This window comes from Bacillus sp. TH19 (assembly GCF_016651075.1).
Lineage (GTDB): Bacteria > Bacillota > Bacilli > Bacillales > Bacillaceae_G > Bacillus_A > Bacillus_A mycoides.
The window spans coordinates 1,710,299-1,733,695 of record NZ_JAEKEO010000010.1; the positions used below are offsets into that span (position 1 = coordinate 1,710,299).

At 36.0% G+C, this 23,397-nt stretch carries 22 protein-coding genes; 13 read left to right on the top strand and 9 right to left on the bottom strand.

Annotated features, from left to right (window positions below):
• Positions 1-9: 9 nt before the first annotated feature.
• The 3 genes from JFU54_RS26440 to JFU54_RS26450 all read right to left on the bottom strand — a co-directional run bounded on the left by JFU54_RS26440 (position 10) and on the right by JFU54_RS26450 (position 1,808).
• The gene (locus JFU54_RS26440) at positions 10-444 is read right to left on the bottom strand and encodes a hypothetical protein (protein ID WP_201067033.1); all 435 of its coding nucleotides are present in this window, start codon (positions 442-444) and stop codon (positions 10-12) included.
• A gap of 86 nt (positions 445-530) precedes the next feature.
• Complete coding sequence (locus tag JFU54_RS26445; RefSeq protein WP_151304610.1) at positions 531-1,502, bottom strand: MBL fold metallo-hydrolase; 972 nt, start codon at positions 1,500-1,502, stop codon at positions 531-533.
• A 96-nt stretch (positions 1,503-1,598) separates the two neighbouring features.
• Positions 1,599-1,808, bottom strand: coding sequence for a DUF3925 family protein (locus tag JFU54_RS26450; protein WP_002127081.1), 210 nt, complete (start codon positions 1,806-1,808; stop codon positions 1,599-1,601).
• 225 nt (positions 1,809-2,033) lie between these two features.
• Here JFU54_RS26450 and bsaA point away from each other — a divergent pair, with 225 nt between their 5' ends.
• Positions 2,034-2,516, top strand: coding sequence for a glutathione peroxidase (gene bsaA / locus JFU54_RS26455; RefSeq protein ID WP_000219426.1), 483 nt, complete (start codon positions 2,034-2,036; stop codon positions 2,514-2,516).
• 83 nt (positions 2,517-2,599) lie between these two features.
• Here bsaA and JFU54_RS26460 read toward each other — a convergent pair whose 3' ends face one another.
• The 5 genes from JFU54_RS26460 to JFU54_RS26480 form a co-directional block, all read right to left on the bottom strand.
• On the bottom strand, positions 2,600-4,828 hold the full coding sequence (locus JFU54_RS26460) for a transglutaminase TgpA family protein (protein WP_033709018.1): 2,229 nt from the start codon (positions 4,826-4,828) through the stop codon (positions 2,600-2,602).
• The gene (locus tag JFU54_RS26465; RefSeq protein ID WP_002031580.1) at positions 4,825-6,039 is read right to left on the bottom strand and encodes a DUF58 domain-containing protein; all 1,215 of its coding nucleotides are present in this window, start codon (positions 6,037-6,039) and stop codon (positions 4,825-4,827) included. The genes JFU54_RS26460 and JFU54_RS26465 overlap by 4 nt, the downstream gene beginning before the upstream one ends.
• Positions 6,039-7,001, bottom strand: a complete 963-nt coding sequence (locus JFU54_RS26470; RefSeq protein ID WP_002135924.1) for an AAA family ATPase — start codon at positions 6,999-7,001, stop codon at positions 6,039-6,041. Before JFU54_RS26470 ends, JFU54_RS26465 begins: the two co-directional genes overlap by 1 nt.
• Before the next feature lie 404 nt (positions 7,002-7,405).
• On the bottom strand, positions 7,406-7,747 hold the full coding sequence (locus tag JFU54_RS26475; RefSeq protein WP_151304608.1) for a hypothetical protein: 342 nt from the start codon (positions 7,745-7,747) through the stop codon (positions 7,406-7,408).
• A gap of 99 nt (positions 7,748-7,846) precedes the next feature.
• Positions 7,847-8,347 carry a hypothetical protein gene (locus JFU54_RS26480; protein ID WP_151304607.1) on the bottom strand — a complete coding sequence of 167 codons (501 nt, stop codon included), beginning with the start codon at positions 8,345-8,347 and terminating at the stop codon, positions 7,847-7,849.
• Between the two features lie 476 nt (positions 8,348-8,823).
• Here JFU54_RS26480 and JFU54_RS26485 point away from each other — a divergent pair, with 476 nt between their 5' ends.
• The 4 genes from JFU54_RS26485 to narI are packed head-to-tail and all read left to right on the top strand — an operon-like array spanning position 8,824 to position 15,227.
• Positions 8,824-12,507, top strand: coding sequence for a nitrate reductase subunit alpha (locus JFU54_RS26485; protein WP_201067035.1), 3,684 nt, complete (start codon positions 8,824-8,826; stop codon positions 12,505-12,507).
• Positions 12,497-13,972: a nitrate reductase subunit beta gene (gene narH, locus JFU54_RS26490; protein ID WP_002141456.1), complete on the top strand. Its 1,476-nt coding sequence runs from the start codon at positions 12,497-12,499 to the stop codon at positions 13,970-13,972. Before JFU54_RS26485 ends, narH begins: the two co-directional genes overlap by 11 nt.
• A 17-nt stretch (positions 13,973-13,989) precedes the next feature.
• A complete protein-coding gene (gene narJ, locus JFU54_RS26495) occupies positions 13,990-14,520 on the top strand; it encodes a nitrate reductase molybdenum cofactor assembly chaperone (protein ID WP_002031591.1) in 531 nt (176 codons plus the stop codon).
• A 17-nt stretch (positions 14,521-14,537) separates the two neighbouring features.
• Positions 14,538-15,227 carry a respiratory nitrate reductase subunit gamma gene (gene narI, locus JFU54_RS26500; protein ID WP_002031592.1) on the top strand — a complete coding sequence of 230 codons (690 nt, stop codon included), beginning with the start codon at positions 14,538-14,540 and terminating at the stop codon, positions 15,225-15,227.
• A 118-nt stretch (positions 15,228-15,345) separates the two neighbouring features.
• On the opposite strand, the gene JFU54_RS26505 is transcribed toward narI, so the two are convergent.
• Complete coding sequence (locus JFU54_RS26505; protein WP_201067037.1) at positions 15,346-16,038, bottom strand: Crp/Fnr family transcriptional regulator; 693 nt, start codon at positions 16,036-16,038, stop codon at positions 15,346-15,348.
• A 279-nt stretch (positions 16,039-16,317) separates the two neighbouring features.
• Between JFU54_RS26505 and moaA the strand changes: the two genes are divergently transcribed.
• The 8 genes from moaA (at position 16,318) to JFU54_RS26545 (ending at position 23,394) form a co-directional block, all read left to right on the top strand.
• Entirely contained in the window at positions 16,318-17,331 is a 1,014-nt protein-coding gene (moaA, locus tag JFU54_RS26510) for a GTP 3',8-cyclase MoaA (protein WP_002168528.1), read from the top strand.
• Positions 17,332-17,348: 17 nt separating this feature from the next.
• Positions 17,349-18,362 carry a molybdopterin-synthase adenylyltransferase MoeB gene (locus JFU54_RS26515; protein WP_201067039.1) on the top strand — a complete coding sequence of 338 codons (1,014 nt, stop codon included), beginning with the start codon at positions 17,349-17,351 and terminating at the stop codon, positions 18,360-18,362.
• Positions 18,363-18,405: 43 nt separating this feature from the next.
• Positions 18,406-19,695 carry a molybdopterin molybdotransferase MoeA gene (locus JFU54_RS26520; protein ID WP_201067041.1) on the top strand — a complete coding sequence of 430 codons (1,290 nt, stop codon included), beginning with the start codon at positions 18,406-18,408 and terminating at the stop codon, positions 19,693-19,695.
• A gap of 44 nt (positions 19,696-19,739) precedes the next feature.
• On the top strand, positions 19,740-20,210 hold the full coding sequence (locus JFU54_RS26525; RefSeq protein WP_002127097.1) for a molybdenum cofactor biosynthesis protein MoaE: 471 nt from the start codon (positions 19,740-19,742) through the stop codon (positions 20,208-20,210).
• The gene (gene moaD, locus JFU54_RS26530) at positions 20,207-20,440 is read left to right on the top strand and encodes a molybdopterin converting factor subunit 1 (RefSeq protein ID WP_201067043.1); all 234 of its coding nucleotides are present in this window, start codon (positions 20,207-20,209) and stop codon (positions 20,438-20,440) included. Before JFU54_RS26525 ends, moaD begins: the two co-directional genes overlap by 4 nt.
• An 80-nt stretch (positions 20,441-20,520) precedes the next feature.
• Positions 20,521-21,690 carry a nitrate transporter NarK gene (gene narK, locus JFU54_RS26535; RefSeq protein WP_002031603.1) on the top strand — a complete coding sequence of 390 codons (1,170 nt, stop codon included), beginning with the start codon at positions 20,521-20,523 and terminating at the stop codon, positions 21,688-21,690.
• Between the two features lie 267 nt (positions 21,691-21,957).
• The gene (locus JFU54_RS26540) at positions 21,958-22,155 is read left to right on the top strand and encodes a PspC domain-containing protein (protein ID WP_000737853.1); all 198 of its coding nucleotides are present in this window, start codon (positions 21,958-21,960) and stop codon (positions 22,153-22,155) included.
• Positions 22,156-22,650: 495 nt separating this feature from the next.
• Positions 22,651-23,394, top strand: coding sequence for an amidohydrolase family protein (locus JFU54_RS26545; protein WP_201067049.1), 744 nt, complete (start codon positions 22,651-22,653; stop codon positions 23,392-23,394).
• Positions 23,395-23,397: the final 3 nt, after the last annotated feature.

Consider the following 23,397-nt stretch of genomic DNA (forward strand, 5'->3'; position numbering starts at 1 on the left):
GGAAATCACTTAGTTATATTCCTTACTATTCTCCTTGTCTTTTTGTATCAAACAATCTAAAAGTGAGTAACCAGCTATTAAACTAATAATGGTAACGAAAGTTGTATTCACAAGAATAATATTAGTTAAATAAGGTAGGTATTTGCCAACTGGTGAAAAGAGTAGAGCTGGAGAAAAGGCAATGAATAGTGTTGGCAACGTAATAGCGATAAACTTATCCGGCTGAAAGTTCCAGTTTTGTTTACTCGTTTCGCGATTAATTGATTGTAGGAATCGTAATAAAATGCCGACCAAAAGAGGGAAGACTGTAAAGTAGAATAATCTTGGATAGACGTTAAAGTTCACTTGCGCGTCTGTATCTAAATAAAATTGAATTTTAACACCTACAACTAATAATAAGATGATAAATAATGTAAAGCAGAGGTATAGTATCACTTTTTGCATTCCATTCCACCATCCTTTATTAAAAAATATATTCAAAAAAAGAAGAGATATACAATAACTACTGTTATATATCTCTTCTTTTACTGTTAGTTGATAGTGGATTTGGACTTCTCTTGCTTCGTGAAATAATCAATAATGCCCATTGCACTAATTTCTATATCTAGATGTAAAATGTTATAAACGGAATGATTTGATGGAACGTTTAACTTTGTAAGATGAGAAGAGATTTTATCCATTAATAAAGTTTGTAAAGCTTTAGTCGCTTCATCGAAATCATTATACTTTTCAAAGACTTCTTTACCAGTACCAACGAAAATAGGTAACCAATGTTCAAGTTGGTTATATACTTCTGTAACATTGGATGATGCGCCGTAATGACCGAAATAAATAGTATCTACATTCATACTTTGAATATGATTTTTAGAAGCAATCATCGCATCTGGCTGGAATTGTGAAGGAGACGTTGATGGTAGATATAGTTCTACATCAAGGTCTGCGAGTTCTCTATAATAAATTCCTATTGTATCACCAGTAAAAATGCCGTTTGTTAATGAATCGTGAATGCTAATATGGTGCTTCGCATGTCCCGGTGTATCATAAAATGTGAGTGTACGGTCTTCTGCAATTTTTAATGTATCACCATTTTGTACAATATGAACACGTTCTTCTTCAATTGGAAGAATTGGATCAAAAAGTTTATCAAAATCTTCTTTGTACACAGCTTTTGCGCCAAGAATTAGTTTTGTTGGATCAATCATATGACGAGCCCCGCGCGGATGCACAAATAGAGTAGCATTTGGGCACTTTTCCATCATTAACCCTGCTGCGCCTGCGTGATCTAAATGAACATGTGTAACGATAATGTTTTTTACATCATTTAAATTAATATGTAATTGCTGTAAGCCGTCTAAAATATAGGGAAGAGAAGGGGCCGCACAAGTTTCAATTAAAGTAATATCGTCACCTAATAAAACGTATGTACCTGTGCGTTCATCATGTTGTAAGTCATAATCATCAATAAGATATAGATGAGAAGATAGTTGTTCTACTTTTTTCATACTTACCACTCCTTATATACGGTATGTATCTATTATACGCTAAAAACAGAAAAAGACAGAAAACGAAAGCTCGTCTTCTGCCCTTTTGTAATGTAGTTATTTCGTTTGTTCTTTATTGATAGACATAACGAACAGTCCAACAATGCCACCAACGATCGGAAGCATAATTTCTCCTGCTAAATTAAAGTAGGAGCTTAAAAATAAACCATTTACATCGATTACCCAGCCAATAACATACAATAACATCATATATAGTACGAAATAAAACTCGCGATTTGAAATCGTTTCATGTTGTGCAGTTTTCATAATGAACACCATCCTTTTCTATTATAATGGAAATATAAACTGTCACATTTTGTTCACAAATTAATTGTAAAACTTTCCATCATAAAAGTCTAGTATATCGTGTCGAATTTTCGAACGAAAATAAAGCGCTATCATTACGGTATGTGAATACGTAATAAGAGCTGTATATTCACGAATGTAGTATAGTATAAACATAGAATGATAGTGAAGAGAGGGGTATGAACAATGACAGTTTATGATTTTTCAGCTAAAACAATAACAGGAGAAGATAAATCGTTAAAAGATTACGAAGGAAAAGCACTTCTTATTGTAAATGTAGCTAGCAAATGTGGTTTTACACCGCAATATAAAGGATTACAAGAAGTATATGATAAATATAAAGACCAAGGACTAGAAATACTCGGTTTCCCTTGTAATCAATTTGGGGGACAAGAACCAGGCACAGAAGCTGATATTACTAGTTTTTGTGAATTGAACTACGGTGTAAACTTCCCGATGTTTGCAAAGGTTGATGTGAAAGGTGATAAAGCTCATCCACTATATACATACATGACAGAACAAGCGCCAGGTTTACTCGGTATGAAAGCAGTGAAATGGAACTTTACTAAGTTTTTAATTGGAAAAGACGGAAAAGTAGTAGGGCGTTTTGCACCGCAGACGAAGCCGGTGGATTTAGAGGTTGAGATTGAGAAGGTACTTGGGGAATAATTAGGAGTTTCACTTTATTAACAAACGCCTCAAAGAACAATGTAGTTCTTTGAGGTGTTTTCTTTAAACTCACATTATCAAGATTAAATCACTCTATCGTAGTCGTTTGATTTAGGCAGAGAAGCTGCTTTTTTCATAAGCACTTCCCATAAGTGTACGGATGTCTTCCATTCGGCTGCGGCCTGTTCCTTTTGATACATAGCGTTCTCATAACTGAAAGTAAGTTGTTGCATATCGGCCGAATTGTAAAGTGTATCGATGTGGAGAGCGTATTCTCGGAATGTTTGACTTTCACCCCGTGGTATGCCAATTCTCGCAAATTGTTTTAAAAGTGCACCGTAAGCTTTTTGATAAACAGCATCATCTTTTCGGTATTTATAGAAAAGAATAATAAAAAATGTAATCCATTTCATTCTAGTGGTGAAGAGAATGTATCCGATGATACTAATCGGTATCGTAGAGAGGAATACGTACCACCAAGAAAAATCATTTTTAGAATTTGTGATCTTTTTAGTAGAGGCTTCTTCTGTATTTTCTATTAAACTTTTGAGCTTTGCTTCATTGTTCCGTTGGTGTATTGGCTCGTTATTAGAATTATTTACTTCGTTATTTTGTGAAGTAGAAGCAGGAGTATTATTTGTAAAATTATAGGGATTAGTAAATCCTTTTGTTGGTTCGAATGGAATCCATCCGTATCCTGGGAAATATACTTCGACCCAAGAGTGTGCGTTATCGTTCGCGATTTTATAAACATCCTCACCTTCTGCAGAGGCAAGTGTATTATCAAGAGTTCCTTCTGTATAACCTTTTACCCAGCGAGCAGGAATCCCGGCAGAACGAAGTAACACGATCATAGACGTCGAGAAATTATTACAGTAGCCGCTTTTTGTATCGAAAAGGAATTGATCTACATAATCTTGGTTTTTGGAAGGGAACAACACATTCATTGTTTCATATACAAAAGATTGGTCGGTAAAGTAGTTTTCAATAGCTAATACTTTATCATATCGGTTGTCTTTATCATTTGTTAGATTTACAGCTAAGTCTTTTACTCGCTGTGGTAATGATTCGGGAAGTTGCGTGTACTTTGTCATGAAATAAGGATTTGATTCTTGACCTTCATTTGTTTTTACAGCTTTCAAGTTTTCTATGGAAAACTCTGGGACCCCATATGTTACTTTATATGAATTTAAAATAGTAGAAGAATCTCCGTCCATCGTATAGATTTTTTCTGAAAAGGGGTCAACGCTGTATGATACATTAGAAGAAGCCTCAACTGATACTAATCCTGCTGGATAGGTAAGGTGTGGATAACTTTTTTGCATGGTGATTGTTGCCTCAGTTATCTCCGTTTTTGTATTTGGTTCGTACCAGCTCACGACGTCGTTTTTATTTTTAAAAGAAATCTTTTTTTGATTTTCAGAAACTTCCCAGCCTTTTCCTGTATAAAAATCTTTCGTTTCGACTCTCCAATATTGTTTGTTTTGCGTTTGTGCTGTGAAAACAATTGTAGGATCTGCCTTAAAAGGACCGCCTAATCGCGAGTCATCTAAACCATATCCAATTTTAGAAACTTCTTGTTTTTTACTTGCTTCGGATGTGTTGAATTTTAAAAAATCCATTGGGTTTGGCCATTGAGGGCCAAATTTTGGAGCAAAGTATGCGATAGTTGCTGACAATACAATAAATATTGTAAGAGGTCTAAGTAATTTTGAGATTTCTCTAGCAAAATTTTGTAAGTGTTCCATCTCTCTTATTCGTTCTATGCGAAGAAGACTAAGCATAAAAAAGCCGATGACAATAGTACGAATAATAGCGTAGTTTGCATTGTATAAATGTAAGTTATGAAAAATGGTGATATAAATAATAGTCAATATAAGAAATAACAACCCACGTTTTTTATGAATCATCCAAAAAGAGATGAAAGCACTCAAAAACCAAAAGGATAAAAAAAATAAAAGTGTTGGAAAAACGGGAGAAATATCTAGCAAATTCCCCTGGAAAAACAGAGAGGAATTTCGAGAAATATCAGCAAAAAATTTCGTTAGCCAAGATGGATTTATAAAAGCATTTTTATAATACAGGAAATGAATGATGAATAAGATCGTGACGATCTTTATTGGAATCTGCCACCTTGTTTGAAAAAAAGAGAGAGTGAAGCAAATTCCTATAAATATTACAAAAATATCTAATCTACCTACGTTTGTAATACCTATAAGGGGTCTTAGCCATTCTAGTAAAAGTAGAAATGCACATACATGCATGAAGAATCTGCTCATATCCCATTTGTATTTTGTTCGTAATGTTATCATTTGCTCACCTCAAAAAACACGTTTGTATACCGGTTCCCATAAACCACATTTACAAATATTTTTCGTTTTTGTAGAGTTTCTAGAATACTTAGTTCTCGATGTGAGAGTTGATTTGCTTTTTCTTTCACGACAAATACCATTAATTTTCTGTTTTTTATAGCAGCAAAGTCAGCCGCCTTTTGAATATCGGGAGAAAGATCGCTTGTTACGAGTATAATCGTTACGGGCTCATAAATTTTTCTTAATTCCATTTCTACACTCCGGGAGAGCGGGAATACACTGTCTGCTTGTACTTTCGCTAAATGACAAAAGATTTGTTGTAACTGCGTATCACCATTGTCTAAAGGAAAAAAAGTTCGTTCTTTTCCGACAGACACGAATGACGCTGGTGAATTTTGCTTCAAGACAGCCCTTACAATAGAGGCGGAAAATGTTACGACTGATTCGAATAGAGGGGACTCAGTTCTGTCCATAAATATCATGATATTATGGCTGCGCTGTTGTTCAAACTCTTTCGTCATAATATTGTTTGTTCGGGCAGTTGCTTTCCAATCAATCCATGAAAAGCGGTCACCAGGTTTATAGTCTCTGACACCGACAGAGATTGTAGAGTCTTTTGCTAAATTTATATTTGCTGAAAGCGCTCCTTGTTCGAAATGATTTTCCAATTGTCGATACGTTATATCTACGTACTGGGGATAGACTAAAAATGTATCTAGAACTGAAAAAGTTACTTCTTTCTCCATCATACCGAATAGATCACCAGTTTTGACACGTACGCTTGAAAAAGTGTGCTCTCCTCTAGGGATTGTGTCAATTGCATATTGAAATGAAATATTTCGTTTCAATCCTGGAAAGAGTATTACCTTATTCACCTTCGTTTGTCTACAATTTGTAAATTGTGATGGCAGTTCATCTTCTATAATTAAATAAAGTAAGGGAAAAGGAAATCTTCTTTTTATTGTAATGGTGCTTAAAAATTGTTCTCCTGCTGCATATTCATTTTGGTTTGTTATTCGTTTTACTTCAGCGTCTCGTAAAGCGTAGAAGGGAAGTAGTAGTGAATAAAGACCAATAGGAATCGTACTGTAAAACAAAAACCAACTTACAAATCCTCCTTGAAGCATAGCGTACACAAATGTTAAGACTAGGCATAAAGGGATTAGCAATAACTTCGTAACGTGATATAGTGCTCGTAGTAGTCGTTTCATCAAAGGTTTTTCGTCCTTTGAGTCGGCACGGTAGTTCGTGCAACGATTTTGGCGATAACTTGTTCTCCTGTTATTCCTTCAAATCTTGCTTCCATTTTTAGAATGAGTCTGTGAGCTAAAACGTAAGGAGCTAAAAATTTAACATCGTCTGGAATAACATAATTTCTGCCATGGATGAATGCATAAGCTTGTGAAGCTTTCATTAAAGCGATTGAGCCGCGTGGACTTGCACCTAGCTGTATAGAACTATAAGAACGCGTCTGAGTAACAAGTTTTACAATGTAATGCTTGATTGCTTTGTCCATGCTTACTTCCCGTACGCTTTGTTGTAAATAAAGTAATTCTTTTATTGTAGTAATAGCTTGTAAATGAGAGAGTGGATTTGTTTTTTCCATCCGGTTTAAAATTTCAAATTCTTCTTCTGGTGTAGGATATCCCATTCTTAGCTTCAACAAGAAACGATCGAGCTGAGCCTCTGGTAAAGGATATGTTCCCTCATATTCGACGGGATTTTGTGTAGCCATTACAAAGAAAGGTTTTGGTAACGATCTTGTAATGCCATCTATTGTGATAGTGCCTTCTTCCATACTTTCAAGTAAGGCAGATTGTGTCTTTGGAGATGTACGATTAATTTCATCAGCAAGTACAAAATTCCCCATAATCGGTCCAGGCTTGAACTCAAATTGGAGCTCTTTCGGATTATAAATAGAAACACCTGTTACATCTGACGGCAGTAAATCAGGTGTGAATTGAATACGCTTGTAATCGGCATCAATGGATTTAGAAAGAGCACGTACTAGCATTGTTTTCCCAACGCCAGGAACATCTTCTAATAGTACATGACCTTCAGCTAAGAGAGCTGTCAAAGCTAAGATCGTTTCTTTTCGTTTTCCGACCATTAATTTTTCAATATTGTTGATTATTCTTTCTACTATGGGATGTAATGAATCAAGCTGGGGCATCGTAATCCTCCTAATGTTATTATCGTTTTCTAATCTATTTAGTGGAAAATAGAATTTATCTTTCTATTTGCGAGTAGTGAAACTTTTATCTTTAATTCTAAGAATATTCAGATTATTTATCTGATTACATCCAGTATAATTGTTTCCGTAACTAAGGGCAATATGGTAAATAATGATTTCTCGTTTTATGTGAAATACGTTTTGATATAGAATAGTATCGTCGGTAAAAGTAGAAGAGGGGAAGGACAGGAAAGATTGACCTCAATGAGCAAAATAAATAGCGTAGGAAACCCTACGCGTAAAGTTTGGAACATATATTAATACGCCTTATGATTAAAATATATATGAATAAAATAAAGTCGGCTTCACATGAAGAGGCCATCTATTTAAATTATTACACTCCTTTATTTTTTATCTTTTTTATATTCTTTTCGTTTATTTAACCAAATATGAATAAATTCTACCAATTCCATTGTTTCAATCTCACAATATTCTCCTTTCCCATCTTCGGCTAAATTGTCTAACACAGTAGTTGTGTCGTTCCGGATTTCTAAACCGCAAATGTTGCCATTTACTACTACATAATTTTTTTCTCCGTTTAAAACACTATGTATTTCTTCTAAAATCCAATCTCCAAAAGCTGAAACTTCAATTCCTAAAAAAGTTTCAACAAGTTTTATTTCTTGAGGAAGTCTCATAACTAAATCACTACTGTTAAGTACTTCAAAACTATATGGATATTTCATGACTATTTTACTCCTTTATTTCTGGCTTTAGTGACTCTATTTACTTCTCTATTAAGGTAATAAATTCTTATACTATCATTACTCTTGTCTTACTTACATTTATAGTAAAAGTAGATTGTTATTAAACTTATTTATCCAATATTTCTCTGATGTAGGTATGAGTTCAGTGAAATCTTCATATGTACCTATCCAATCTTTTGGTACATAGTTTTCGTATGATGCCGGTTCTGGAAACATTGAATATAGTATTTTATTATCAAAGTTAATTAATAAGACTGGACTATAATCTAATAGATCTTCTACTGCATTCTTCCTTTTAATATTTTCAAGTAGTAAATAATTTAATTCTCCTTTAGTTGTTTTATATTGATTAATCCTTACTAAAAATACTTCTACATTTTCATGATCTAATACTTTTATTCCATTTCTTTCTTCCGTTTCATCATTATCTTCAATGCTTATACCTAAAATTTTATATGCATTATCTAATTTATTATAATCTAAAAACCATAGTTCTTTATCTGTTACATACCACCTAAACTCATTTTTATATATGACGGCTACTATAATGTTTTCTGCATAAAGCGGTTCTAATATCATAATCTACTCCTTTTATTATTATCTTAATATCCTACCATTCTGGTGTATTCTTCTCTTCATTCAATCCAAGTTGTTGGCAAATCATATGGGTTTCCTGGCGTTTTTTGTTCAACTATTTTCAGGATATTTACCCTTAGTATGTTGGATTGAAAGTATTGTATTTTCATTTATAAACTTATCTTACGATTTAGGCAAATCAAATTTAACTATTCCCAAATTACTTCCGCTATTATATAAGAAATTTTTTGCACGCTCATTATAATCTGTACTTCATCTTAAACTTTGCTAGAAGCAAGGAAGTAATTTAACAGTCAGTGAAGGATGTGAACCCTCCACAATGATTAGATTTTCACTTTTTTATATTTGTTCCGGAATTTTTGACAATCTCTTGAACTGTGCGAAATGTCACATCTGTATTTTACAACCTCTCTTATAGTAAGGGTATGTAAGAGAGACGTATTAAAGGAGTGAACAGTATGAAGAAGAAACCTTCAGCACTAATGAGACGTTTAAAATATTTTTCACCAATAGATCGTTATAACGATAATCATACACAAGAAACATATGAAGATCGCGAATGGGAGAATGTGTACAGAAAGCGTTGGCAGCATGATAAAGTAATTCGTTCTACACACGGCGTGAACTGTACTGGTTCATGTAGTTGGAATATATATGTGAAGGATGGAATTGTAACTTGGGAAGGGCAGGAGCTTAACTATCCGACTACAGGTCCTGATATGCCTGATTTTGAACCACGAGGATGCCCACGTGGAGCAAGTTTTTCTTGGTACATTTACAGTCCGCTTCGTGTGAAATATCCGTATGTACGTGGTGTTCTATGGAGTATGTGGCAAGAGGAACTACAAAATAACGAGTCACCACTAGACGCTTGGAAAAGCATTGTGGAAAACCCTGAAAAAGCACGTACGTATAAGCAGGCGCGTGGTAAAGGGGGATTCATTCGTGCGAATTGGGATGAAGTATTACAACTCGTTTCTGCTTCATTACTATACACAGTAATTAAATACGGTCCAGACCGAAATGTTGGTTTTTCACCAATTCCAGCAATGTCGATGTTAAGTCATGCAGCTGGTAGCCGCTTTATGCAACTTATGGGTGGACCAATGCTTAGCTTTTATGATTGGTACGCAGATTTACCACCAGCTTCTCCGCAAATTTGGGGTGATCAAACTGATGTACCAGAAAGTAGTGACTGGTATAACTCTGGTTACATTATGACATGGGGTTCAAACGTACCGATGACGAGAACGCCAGATGCACACTTTTTAGCCGAAGTTCGATATAAAGGAACGAAAGTCGTTTCTGTAAGTCCTGACTTCGCCGAGTCTACAAAGTTTGCAGATGATTGGATTAGTGTGAAACAAGGTACAGATGGTGCACTTGCGATGGCAATGGGGCATGTGATCTTACAAGAATTTTACGTAGATAATCAAGTGGAATACTTCACAAAGTATGCGAAGCAATATACTGATTTTCCTTTCTTTGTCACATTGAAACAAAAAGGAGATCAATTCGTTGCTGATCGTTTCTTAAATGCTTCTGATATTGGACGCGAAACGAAGTTAGGGGAATGGAAACCTGTAATTTGGAACGAGAATACGAATGATTTTGCAACACCTCACGGCACAATGGGATCACGTTGGGATAACGAGAAGAAATGGAACTTGCGTTTAGAAGATGAACAGACAGGTGAAACGATTGATCCACGTCTTTCTTTACTTGGAATGGAAGATAGTGTTGAAACAGTGCAAATTCCATACTTCTCTGATGATGGAAATACAATATTAGAACGTACAATTCCAGTGAAAAAAGTTATGACAGAAGAAGGCGAAGTGTGCGTTACAACTGTATATGACTTAACGTTAGCAAATTACGGTGTGAACCGAGGTCTTGGCGGGCAAGAACCGAAAGATTTCAATGATGATGTACCGTTTACACCTGCATGGCAAGAGAAAATGACCGGAGTAAAGCGAGAGCTTATTATTCAAATTGCTCGTGAGTTCGCGCAAAATGCAGTTGATACGAATGGCCGCTCGATGATTATTATGGGAGCTGGTATTAACCATTGGTTTAACTCTGATACGATTTATCGCGCAGTTTTAAATCTTGTTCTTCTCGTTGGGGCACAAGGTGTAAACGGCGGCGGTTGGGCACATTATGTTGGTCAAGAAAAATTACGACCAGCAGAAGGATGGCAAACAATCGCGATGGCGAAAGATTGGCAAGGGCCACCGAAATTACAAAACGGTACATCTTTCTTCTATTTCGTAACAGATCAATGGCGTTATGAAGATACACCTGTTGGACATTTAGCATCACCAGTTGAGGGCAACTCTCGTTATCAACATCACGGTGATTACAACGTATTAGCAGCACGACTTGGCTGGTTACCTTCTTATCCAACATTCGAGAAGAATGGGATTGAATTATATAAAGAAGCTGTTGCTGCTGGTGCAACAACACAAGAAGAAATCGGAAAATACGTTGCACAAAAACTAAAAGAAAAAGAACTGAAATTTGCGATTGAAGACCCAGATAATAAAAACAACTTCCCGCGTAACTTATTCGTATGGCGTGCAAACTTAATTTCAAGTTCCGGTAAAGGACACGAATATTTCTTAAAACATTTATTAGGTACAACAAACGGATTAATGAATGACGATAGTGACTCATTAAGACCAGAAGAAATTAAGTGGCATGAAGATGCACCTGAAGGGAAGTTAGATTTACTCATTAATTTAGATTTCCGTATGGCTGGAACGGCGCTTTATTCTGATATCGTCTTACCTGCTTCAACTTGGTATGAAAAGCATGATTTAAGCAGTACGGATATGCATCCATTTGTGCATCCATTTAATCCAGCAATCGGTTCACCGTGGGAAGCACGCTCTGACTGGGATATTTTCACCGCTCTTTCTAAAGCTGTGTCAGATTTAGCAAAGAAAATCGATCTTGAACCAATGAAAGAAGTCGTTGCAACACCACTTCTTCACGATACACCGCAAGAATTAGCACAACCACTTGGTAAGATTAAAGACTGGAGCAAAGGTGAGTGTGAACCGATCCCAGGTAAAACAATGCCGCAAATTCATGTTGTCGAAAGGGATTATAAAACGATTTATGACAAGATGACAGCGCTTGGACCAAATACCGGAAAACAACCGATTGGTACGAAAGGGATTTCTTGGTCGGCAGAAAAAGAATATGAGCAATTAAAGAGTCGATTAGGAGTTGTTCGAACGGATTCTATTGCGAAGGGGTGCCCAGACATAAAAGAAGCAATTAATGCTGCTGAAGCGGTATTAACACTTTCTTCTACAACAAACGGTCATATGGCGGTAAAAGCATGGGAAGCGCTTGAAAAACAAACCGATTTAAAACTACGTGACTTAGCAGAAGAACGTGAAGAAGAATGCTTCACATTTGAACAAATTACAGCGCAGCCTAAAACAGTAATTACTTCTCCGGCCTTTACGGGTTCTGAAAAAGGTGGACGCCGTTACTCACCATTTACAACAAATGTTGAGCGTCTCATCCCTTGGAGAACGATAACTGGTCGACAATCTTTCTACTTAGATCACGACATGATGAAAGAATTTGGCGAAACGATGGCAACATTTAAACCAATACTGCAACATAAACCATTCCGTAAATCACGCCCTGAAGTAGAAGGGAAAGAAATTACACTAAACTATTTAACACCGCATAATAAGTGGTCGATTCATAGTATGTACTTCGATTCATTGCCAATGTTAACGCTGTTTAGAGGTGGTCCAACTGTTTGGATGAATAAAGATGATGCGAATGAAGCTGGTGTTGCTGATAATGATTGGATTGAATGCTTTAACCGTAACGGCGTAGTCGTAGCACGTGCTGTTGTAACGCACCGTATACCGAGGGGGATGGCATTTATGCACCATGCGCAAGATCGTCACATTAACGTGCCTGGTACGAAATTAACAAGCACCCGCGGGGGAACACATAATAGTCCAACTCGTATTCACGTTAAACCAACACATATGATTGGTGGATATGGCCAATTAAGCTATGGATTTAACTATTATGGTCCGACTGGGAACCAGCGTGACTTAAACGTTGTAATCCGTAAACTGAAGGAGGTAGATTGGCTTGAAGATTAAAGCACAAGTCGGAATGGTAATGAACTTAGATAAATGCATCGGCTGCCACACTTGTAGCGTAACATGCAAAAACACCTGGACGAATCGTCCAGGTGCTGAATATATGTACTTCAATAACGTAGAAACGAAACCTGGAATTGGTTATCCGAAACAATGGGAAAATCAGGAGAAATACAAAGGCGGCTGGGAATTGAAAAATGGTGAAATTCAGCTGAAATCCGGTTCGAAAATGAAGCGTCTTATGAATATTTTCCACAATCCAGATCAGCCAACAATTGATGATTACTTTGAACCTTGGAATTATGATTATGAAACATTAACAAATAGCCCGCAGCGTAAGCATCAACCAGTTGCTCGTCCGAAATCAGCAATTACGGGTGAATTTATCGACAAAATTGAATGGGGTCCAAACTGGGAAGATGATTTAGCAGGCGGACATATAACAGGGTTACAAGATCCAAACGTCAAGAAAATGGAAGAAGGAATTAAAACGGATTTTGAAAATGTCTTTATGATGTATTTACCACGTATTTGCGAACATTGTATGAATCCATCTTGCGTTTCTTCTTGTCCATCGGGTGCGATGTATAAACGTGAGGAAGATGGGATTGTTCTTGTGGATCAAAATGCATGTCGTGCATGGAGATTTTGTGTATCGTCTTGTCCGTATAAAAAAGTATATTTTAACTGGCAAACAAATAAAGCTGAAAAATGTACAATGTGTTTCCCTCGTATTGAAGCTGGTATGCCAACAATTTGTTCTGAAACATGTGTAGGACGTATTCGATATATTGGGGTAATGCTATATGACGCTGACAAAGTAAAAGAAGCGGCTTCTGTTGAAAATGAAAAAGATTTATATGAATCTCAGCTTACTGTTTTCCTAGATCCAAATGATCCAGAAGTAGCAGCTGAAGCGAAAAAACAAGGCATTCCTGAAGAATGGATTAAAGCGGCACAACAGTCGCCAATCTATAAAATGATTATCGATTGGAAAATCGCTCTACCTCTTCATCCAGAGTATCGTACAATGCCAATGGTTTGGTATATCCCGCCGCTTAGCCCAATTATGAACATGGTGGAGGGGAAAGGTAGTAACTGGCAAGCAGAAGAGATTTTCCCTGCTATTGATAATATGCGTATTCCAATTCAATATTTAGCAAATTTACTCACTGCAGGAGATGAATCACATATTCGTCTTACATTGAAAAAATTGGCTGTCATGCGAACGCATATGAGAGCGTTGCAAATTAATAAAGAACCAAATGAAGCTGTATTAAAAGAACTCGGTTTAACGAAAGAAGATGTAGAAGATATGTATCGTCTTCTTGCTATTGCGAAATATAAAGATCGCTTTGTTATCCCGACGTCTCACCGCGAACAAGTTGCAGATTTATATAGCGAGCAAGGAAGTTGTGGTTTATCTTTCGCAGGTGGGCCAGGCTCTTGTACGACAATTTCTTAAAAAAGGGGCAGAAAACTATGAAACAAAGTTTACAAACAGCTTTTTCTTGTTCTTCTTTTCTTCTCTCCTATCCTGAACTAGGTTGGAGGGAAGCTTTACTAGAATTACAGGAAGAGATTCAAGAAATTGAACAGGAAGAAATCAGAGCATCACTTACAACATTTATAAAAGAAGCGCTAAATAAAACAGACAATCAACTTATTGATTCTTACGTCTATACATTCGACTTTGGAAAGAAGACAAATATGTATCTTACCTACATGAAAACAGGTGAACAAAGAGAGCGTGGAATTGAATTATTAGAGTTAAAACAGCATTATCAAAAATCTGGTTTTAACGTAACAGATAAAGAACTACCTGATTATTTACCGCTTCTACTTGAGTTTCTTGCAAACGCGAATGAAAAAGATAGCGAACCAATTATGAGTAAATACACGGAAAATATACAAGCGTTGCACGGGCAATTAAAAGAAGCAAACTGTATGTATGAACCAATTCTCGCCGCTGTTCTACTCGCTATCAATACATGGGGTGTACAGGCAAATTAGAAAGGAGAGTTGTCAAAATGATGGATCAATTTCTTTGGGTATTGTTTCCCTATATCATTTTTGCAATCTTTATCGGTGGACATATTTTCAGATACAACTATGATCAATTTGGATGGACGTCAAAATCTAGTGAACTATTAGAAAAGAAAATGCTCCGAATCGGAAGTCTATTATTCCACTTTGGGATCATGTTCGTCATTGGTGGTCATGTTATGGGGATTTTAATTCCAGAGTCTGTATACCGTTCAATAGGTATTTCTGAGCATATGTATCATATAATGGCAATTAGTTTCGGGCTTCCGGCAGGTGTTGCTTCTATCATCGGTTTAATTATATTAACGTACCGCCGTGTAACAGTAAAACGCATCATTGCAACGAGTACAAGGGGAGATTATATTGCGCTTATTTTATTACTAATCGTAATGCTAGCGGGACTTTCTTCAACCTTTTTAAATATCGACTCAAAAGGGTTTGATTATCGTACAACGATCGGTCCGTGGTTCCGAAGTCTCTTTATTTTCCAACCGAAAGTTGAATATATGATGGAAGTACCAGTATGGTTTAAAATTCATATAATTGCAGGTATGGGTCTATTCGCAGTATGGCCATTTACTAGACTTGTCCATGTATTTAGTGCCCCAATTAAATACTTAAGTCGTAGTTATGTGATTTACAGAAGACGTATTCCTAATGAATTGAAAAAATAATGCCACAGTAAACGAATAGAAGTTAGCAACTAACATGAAACGAGGTCTAATGGAAGGCCTCGTCTTTTTTAGGAAATAACTGTATGCAAGAGAAAAAGAGTAGCATCTAAATAAGATGCTACTCTATGCTACAAACAGAGGCAGAGCAATCTTCACAAGCAATTTCACATTTTAAAAATTGTAAATCATGGATTGTAATCTTTCCTTTATGAATAGAAATCGTACCTTTTTTTTTCAAATCATTTAACATTCGATTTACGCTTTCACGCGAAGTTGCACAGAAGTTTGCAAGTTCTTGATTCGTTAATGGTAAATCGATGAGAATCCCATTTTCTTTTAACACACCATAACTATTTGTCATTCGAATGAGAGTAGAATATAGGGCACCTTTTTTGCCGTGTAATACTAGATCTCGGAACTTCGTTTGCATTCTTCTTAAATGTTCACTAATCCATTTCATAAATTCAAATACAAGTGCGGGCTTTTGGAGTAATTCTCTTTCTAACGCTTCACGCTTTATAACGCCTACTTCAACATCTTCAAGGCATTTTGAATTTAATAAATACTTCGCATCGTCCGTGAACAATGTTAATTCCCCAATAATATCATTTTGTGAACAAATGCGAAGTGTTAATTCTTGTCCGTCAGCACTAAGTTTACTGATTTGCACTTTTCCAGAGTGGATGATATAGAGTTCGGTTGCCTCCATACCTTCTTGAAAAATAAAACTTCCTTTTTTAATTTGCATTTTATATTCAACAGATGCAAGTAATTCCTTTAAATCTTGAGATAATTTCATACTGTTTGTCACAGCAATCACCTTTCTTCTTATAAGCAATACATTTCCTATTTTGAGTGTAAGTATGCTGAAAATGCAAGAGCTATTTCAAAATTGTTGTAAAATTTCAATGACCGTAAGGAGTAGGGACTGAAGATGTGAACAAAATGCGAACAGATTTGTGAAGAATTTTTGAATGGGGAAAGTAATGTGAGAAAAGTCACATTGAATATGTAGCTTCTTTTTTATAATGAAGGCAAATAAAAAATTTGAAAGCTTACTAATGATTGCAGTAGAAAAGAAGGGATATATATGCACGAGAAGATGAAAGATTCTTTAGAGCGGCCACTTCAAGATTTACGTATTTCAGTTATTGACCGTTGTAATTTTAGGTGCACGTACTGTATGCCAGCTGAAGTGTTCGGACCTGATTATGCTTTTTTACAGGAAGAGTTTTTATTAACGTTCGATGAAATAGAAAGGTTAGCGAGATTATTTATAAGTATGGGTGTTAATAAAATTAGACTTACTGGCGGTGAACCTTTATTGCGTAAAGATTTACCGAAGTTAATTGCAAGGCTTGCAAAGCTAGAAGGCTTAAAGGATATTGGACTCACAACAAACGGTATTCATTTAGCAAAACAGGCAAGGGCATTAAAAGAAGCGGGATTAAAACGTGTAAACATTAGTTTAGATGCGATAGAAGATCATGTCTTCCGAAAAATTAATGGACGAAATGTAAGTACAAAACCTGTATTGAAAGGAATTGAAGCAGCAAAGGCAGCTGGATTAGAAGTAAAAGTAAATATGGTCGTAAAAAAAGGGATGAATGATAGTCAAATTCTTCTTATGGCTCGTTATTTTAAAGAACAAGAAATTCAGCTTCGTTTTATCGAATTTATGGATGTGGGCAGTACGAACGGATGGAACTTTGAACAAGTTATTACGAAGGAACAATTAATAGAGAAAATTAATCGTGTATATCCGATTGAGCCTGTTAAACCTCGTTACTTTGGAGAAGTTGCGAAATTGTATCGATATGTAGGGAGCGATGCAGAAGTTGGATTTATTACTTCTGTTTCTGAATCTTTTTGTTCCTCTTGTACGAGAGCTCGTATATCGGCAGACGGTAAGTTTTTTACGTGCTTATTTGGAACGAAAGGAACTGATTTGCGAACGCTTCTTCGAGAAAATATTTCTGATGCTTCATTATTAAAAATTCTCCAACATACATGGGAGTGCAGAACAGATCGGTATTCGGATGAAAGAACGGCTGAAAGTACAAATAAACGTCCAAAAGTTGAAATGTCTTATATTGGTGGATAGCGAAAGGAGGATTCCATATGCAAGAGCGATATTCAAGGCAAGTATTGTTTTCTGGAATTGGTGAAATGGGACAAAGAAAAATAAGAAAAAAACATGTGCTCCTAATCGGTGCGGGTGCACTAGGAGCTGCAAATGCGGAAGCGCTCGTTAGGATGGGGATTGGGAAGTTGACAATTGCTGACCGTGACTACGTCGAATGGAGTAATTTACAGCGGCAACAGTTATATATAGAAGAAGATGCACAGCAGTGTAAACCAAAAGCAATTGCAGCGGCAGAACATTTAAGAAAGATTAATTCTGAAGTAGAAATTGTACATATTGTAACGGATGTCACAATGCAAGAAATAGAAGAGTTAACAAAAGAAGTGGATCTTATATTAGATGCGACTGACAATTTCGATACGCGCCTACTTATAAATGACATTTCGCAAAAAGAAAATATACCTTGGATATACGGTGGATGCATTGGAAGTTACGGTGTAACGTATACAATTCTTCCGGGGGAAACACCATGCTTTCGCTGCCTAATGGATCATCCTATGGGCGGTGCAACATGTGATACAGCAGGAATCATTCAGCCGGCTGTGCAAATGGTCGTTGCTCACCAAGTGACAGAAGCGATGAAAATATTGGTGAATGATTTTCAGGCGCTAAGGGGAACGATGTTATCATTTGATATTTGGAACAATCAATATCTCTCATTAAAAGTAAATAGGCAGAAGAAAAGTACATGTCCATCTTGTGGGAATGTACGCACTTACCCAAATTTAACATTTGGATCACAGATGAAAACTGAAGTGCTATGCGGGCGGAATACAGTTCAAATCCGTCCAGGGATAAAGCGAGTTCTTAATTTAGAAGAAGTTCGAAATCGCTTACAAAAAAGCGTGAGTGTCAAAAAAACTCCATATTTACTATCGTTTCTAGTAGATGAATATCGTTTTGTTTTATTTACAGACGGTAGGGCATTTATTCATGGGACAAATGATGTAAAAATGGCAAAACGATTATACGCAAAATATATAGGATGAACAGAAAGAGAATTTATCCTTATCAAAACGAGGTGAAAAAAGAATGCTAGAAAAACGTAAACCAATTCCAGTAGCAGAAGCAGTTGCACGCATAATGGAGTATGCTCATCAAGGTGAAATAGAAAAGGTTTCTCTTATAGACAGCTACGGTAGAATGCTTGGAGAAGATGTTATTGCAGATCATGATGTCCCGCATTTCGATCGCTCTCCGTACGACGGATTTGCGATTCGAGCGGAAGATACAAAAGAAGCAAATAGCAGTAACCCGATTCAGTTTGAAGTGATTGGTGAGATCGGGGCAGGTTCTGTTTTTAGAGAAGAGGTGAAAGCATTTCAAGCTGTACGTATTATGACAGGAGCTGCAATTCCAGCAGGATGTAATGCGGTTGTTATGTTAGAGCTAACGGAAGGATTTGAAGAAAAAGAAAAGACTTATATGAAATTAAAACGCTCTTTTGCTGCTGGTGATAACATTTCTTTTAAAGGAGAAGATGTAAAACAAAATGCCATACTTGTGAAAAAAGGGACTTCTATTAACCCTGGAGTAGCGGCGCTTCTTGCTACGTTTGGTTATAGTTCCGTACATGTTGTAAAACAGCCGGTTATTGGGGTTGTAACAACAGGAAGTGAACTTTTAGAAGTACATGAACCACTAAAACAAGGGAAGATTCGAAACAGTAACTCTTATATGATTGCTGCTCAAATTGAGCGAGCAGGTGGAATTGTACGCTATTATGGACAATTTGCTGACGATTTAGAGACGTGTTATGAGACCGTAAAAAGAGCAATAAAAGAAGTCGATATTTTAATTACAACTGGTGGCGTTTCAGTAGGAGACTACGATTATTTACCTGCTATTTATGAGAGATTACAAGCTAATGTACTTTTCAATAAAATAGCGATGCGACCAGGAAGCGTGACAACTGTAGCTGAGCTAGAAGGAAAACTATTATTTGGTCTATCTGGTAATCCCTCTGCTTGTTATGTTGGATGTGAATTATATGTTAGACCAGTTATTCGAACATATTTGCAAAGAAAAGATCCGCATGTATATCGTGCAGAAGCGATTTTACAGAAAGATTTTCCGAAAGCAAACCCATTTACTCGTTTTGTCAGAGGGAGAGTAGAAATTGTAGATGGCAAATTGCAAGCTACACCAGTTGGTTTAGATAAATCTAGTGCAATTTCTTCACTTGCAGAGGCGAATGCATTTATCGTCCTGCCGGGAGGAACAAGAGGATTTGAAGCAGGAATAATTGTTTCGGTATTATTATTGGAATCGAACATAGGAAGTGAGTGGCCGTGGAAAGAACCACTTCGATCATATAAGTAATAGAAAAATAGATTGCTAACTTATACAAAGGTAAGAGGTGCAAAATGACACATACGTATTATGAAGTAATTGATACACCTATTTCAATTGAAGAAGTTACAAACAAAGTAATTCGGTGTGAGTGTGGTGCGGTTACTACTTTCATTGGTACCGTCAGAGAATTTACGAAAGGACGTCGTACGCTATATTTAGAGTATGTAGCATATAAAACAATGGCGGAAAAACAGCTTGAGAAAATTGGTAATGAAGTAGAAGAGAAGTGGCCTGGGACATATGTAGCAATTACACATCGCATTGGTACATTGGAAATTTCTGATTTTGCTGTTGTTGTCGCCGTTTCAACACCACACCGGAAAGCAGCCTATGAGGCGAACGAATATATTATGGAGCGTATAAAACAAATTGTTCCGATTTGGAAGAAAGAGTTTTGGGAAGATGGTGAGTCATGGATAGGTGATCAGTTAGAGAAAATAGCATATGCAAATGGTGAGCCTGAAAGGGAGATGAGAACATGATTGAAGTACTATTATTTGCACATTTGCAAGAAGAAGCAAGTAAGCCGGCCTTGTACATAGATTGTGAAAATATTACGGTTGCTGAACTAAAGGAAGTTTTCATTAAGAAATACAGCGTAGCGATTTCAAACGAGATAATGGTCGCCGTAAATGAAGAGTATGCAAATGAGGATGACATTATTCAAACTGGCGATGTAGTAGCAATGATTCCGCCAGTAAGTGGTGGTTGATTCTTTTCAGCCTAATCATGTTAGGACGTGATTAGGCTGGAGAGAATGAATATAACTATGCATACATAGGAGGGAACAGGATGAAAAGTCCTAATTTTCAATTAAGTTTACAAACTTCTAATCTAGTTATCGGTTTTATGGTATGGGTTATCTTATCATCATTAATGCCATATATTAAAGCGGATATTCCATTAACTGCGGGACAAATTTCTATGGTCACAGCAGTACCGGTTATTTTAGGTTCTATTCTTCGCATTCCAATTGGTTATTGGACAAATCGTTACGGAGCAAGAAAATTGTTCTTTATTAGTTTTATACTTTTATTATTCCCTGTCTTTTACATTAGTGTTGCCAATTCTATGATGGATTTAATTATTGGTGGATTATTTGTAGGGATTGGTGGTGCTGTATTCTCTGTAGGAGTAACTTCTCTACCGAAATACTTCCCGAAAGAGAGTCACGGTTTTGTAAATGGTATTTACGGTGTGGGTAACGCTGGAACAGCAATTACTTCATTTTTAGCACCTGTAATTGCGACATCAGTTGGCTGGAGAACAACAGTACAGTGTTATTTAGTTTTACTTGCAGCATTTGCACTTATGAACTTTTTATTAGGCGATCGTAAGGAAAAAAAGGTGAATACACCATTAATGGAACAAATAAAAGGTGTATATAAAAATGAAAAACTTTGGTTTCTATGTATCTTTTACTTTTTAACATTTGGATCATTTGTTGCATTTACAGTATATTTACCAAACTTTTTAGTATCTCACTTCGGATTAGAGAAAGTAGATGCAGGCATGCGGACAGCTGGATTCATCGTATTAGCAACAATGATGCGCCCGATTGGTGGTTGGCTCGGTGATAAATTTAATCCATTTAAAATATTAATCTTCGTATTTATCGGCTTAACACTATCTGGTATTGTTTTATCATTCATGCCTAGTATGAACGTGTATACGTTTGGTTGCTTACTAGTCGCATTCTGTGCAGGTATTGGAAATGGTACAATCTTTAAGCTTGTTCCAATGTACTTCTCTGAGCAAGCAGGGATTGTAAATGGGGTTGTGTCAGCTTTAGGTGGATTAGGAGGGTTCTTCCCACCATTAATTTTAACGTTACTATTCCAACTAACAGGTCATTATGCAATTGGATTTATGGCGTTATCAGAAGTCGCACTTGCTTGTTTAATCATTACAGTATGGATGTATAGCCAAGAGAAGCTGTTAGTGATGTTAAAGAATCATTAATAAAGAAAAAGAACCCTCCTAAAGTAATCTAGGAGGGTTCTTTTAGTAATAGGCTTCGATATGTTTTTTATTGCTAACTTAACAAACACTTGTATTCTAAAATAATGTGGTTTAAAAATGAAAAACAGAAGTTTTATGGAATTTTATGTTAAAATATAGATATCAGATGTTATTCAATTAAAGGGTTAGTTAAAGAAATTTTAAATCTCTTCCGAAGATAGAACTAATTTTTAGCATACAAATACTTAATTGGATCGGGGTGTTTAGATGAAAAAATTATATAAGTCCACTCAAGATAAACAAGTATCAGGTGTATTAGGTGGCTTAAGCGATAAGTATGGAATTGATGTAAGTATCCTTCGCATAGTCACTGCATTATCAGCCTTTTTTACTAGTGGATTTACGGTGTTACTTTATATAATAGCTGCAATTGTTTTGCCTACAGATAAAGATATTAAGAGATAAATGTATGAACTTAAATCTAATTCCACAATCGAGAACTCTGTTTTTTGTCTATTGAAAGTTTCCAAAGTAAAAGCAACAGTACGATTGTTATAAGACTGAAATGAACAAACGAAAAATCCTCATAAAACATTCGGAATATATCGAGAACGAAAATAATAACTTTTGAATTAAACGATGACTATTGATCGCTAACGAATCGATAAATAGTCGCTCCTTTCTAAAGGATATCTATTAATCTGTACAAAAAAATATTGGTGGATTTAAATATTCTGAAATTCCAAAAACATATGACGGTATTTATAACAAGAAAAAACTTCATATTTTTTAGGACCAGATTTTTTCGTAAGGCTAATGGATATTGTGAAAAAGTACACTTAAAATAAAGAATAAAGTTTAGGTCGATAAGATAAAATTATGAATTTGTATAAATAATCCATAATTTTCTTTATGAGTCATATTTGATATGTTAAAGAAAAGAGAGGGGAGGGAAATGAAATGAGAATTTTTGATGTACATTTTCATATTATTGATTTTAATTTTCCGATTATTGAGAACCAAGGGTATTTTCCACCCAACTTTGTTGTAGAAGATTATCAGAATGAAACTCCTAATTTGAATGTAATTGGTGGAGCGATCGTATCTGGTTCTTTCCAAGGGTTTGATCAAGAATATTTATTAAAGGCACTAAAACAGTTGGGTTCAACATTTTGTGGCGTAACACAATTACCTTTTACAGTGACGGATGAAGAAATACTAAATTTAAATGAAAATGGGGTAAAAGCATTACGCTTTAATATTAAAAGAGGTGGTTCAGAAGATTTATCGAAGCTGGATTACTTTGCTAGAAGAGTTCATGATTTAGTAGGATGGCATAGTGAGCTTTATATGGATGCAAAAGAGTTGCCCGAAATTGCATCCACTATAGAAAAATTACCAGCTATATCAATTGACCATTTAGGGTTATCAGAAGAAGGTTTACCACATTTATTAAAACTAGTTGATAAAGGGGTACATGTGAAAGCTACTGGTTTTGGTCGTGTCGAATTAGATGTTGAGAATGCCTTAAAGTCGATTTATGAAGTTAACCCAGATGCACTTATGTTTGGAACAGATTTACCATCTACAAGAGCAAAAAGACCTTTTGAGTATGGAGATATCAAATTGATTCAACAGCTATTTGATGAACAAGCTACCGATAAAATCCTGTATACGAATGCTTTCAAATGGTATTTTGGGTAGCGT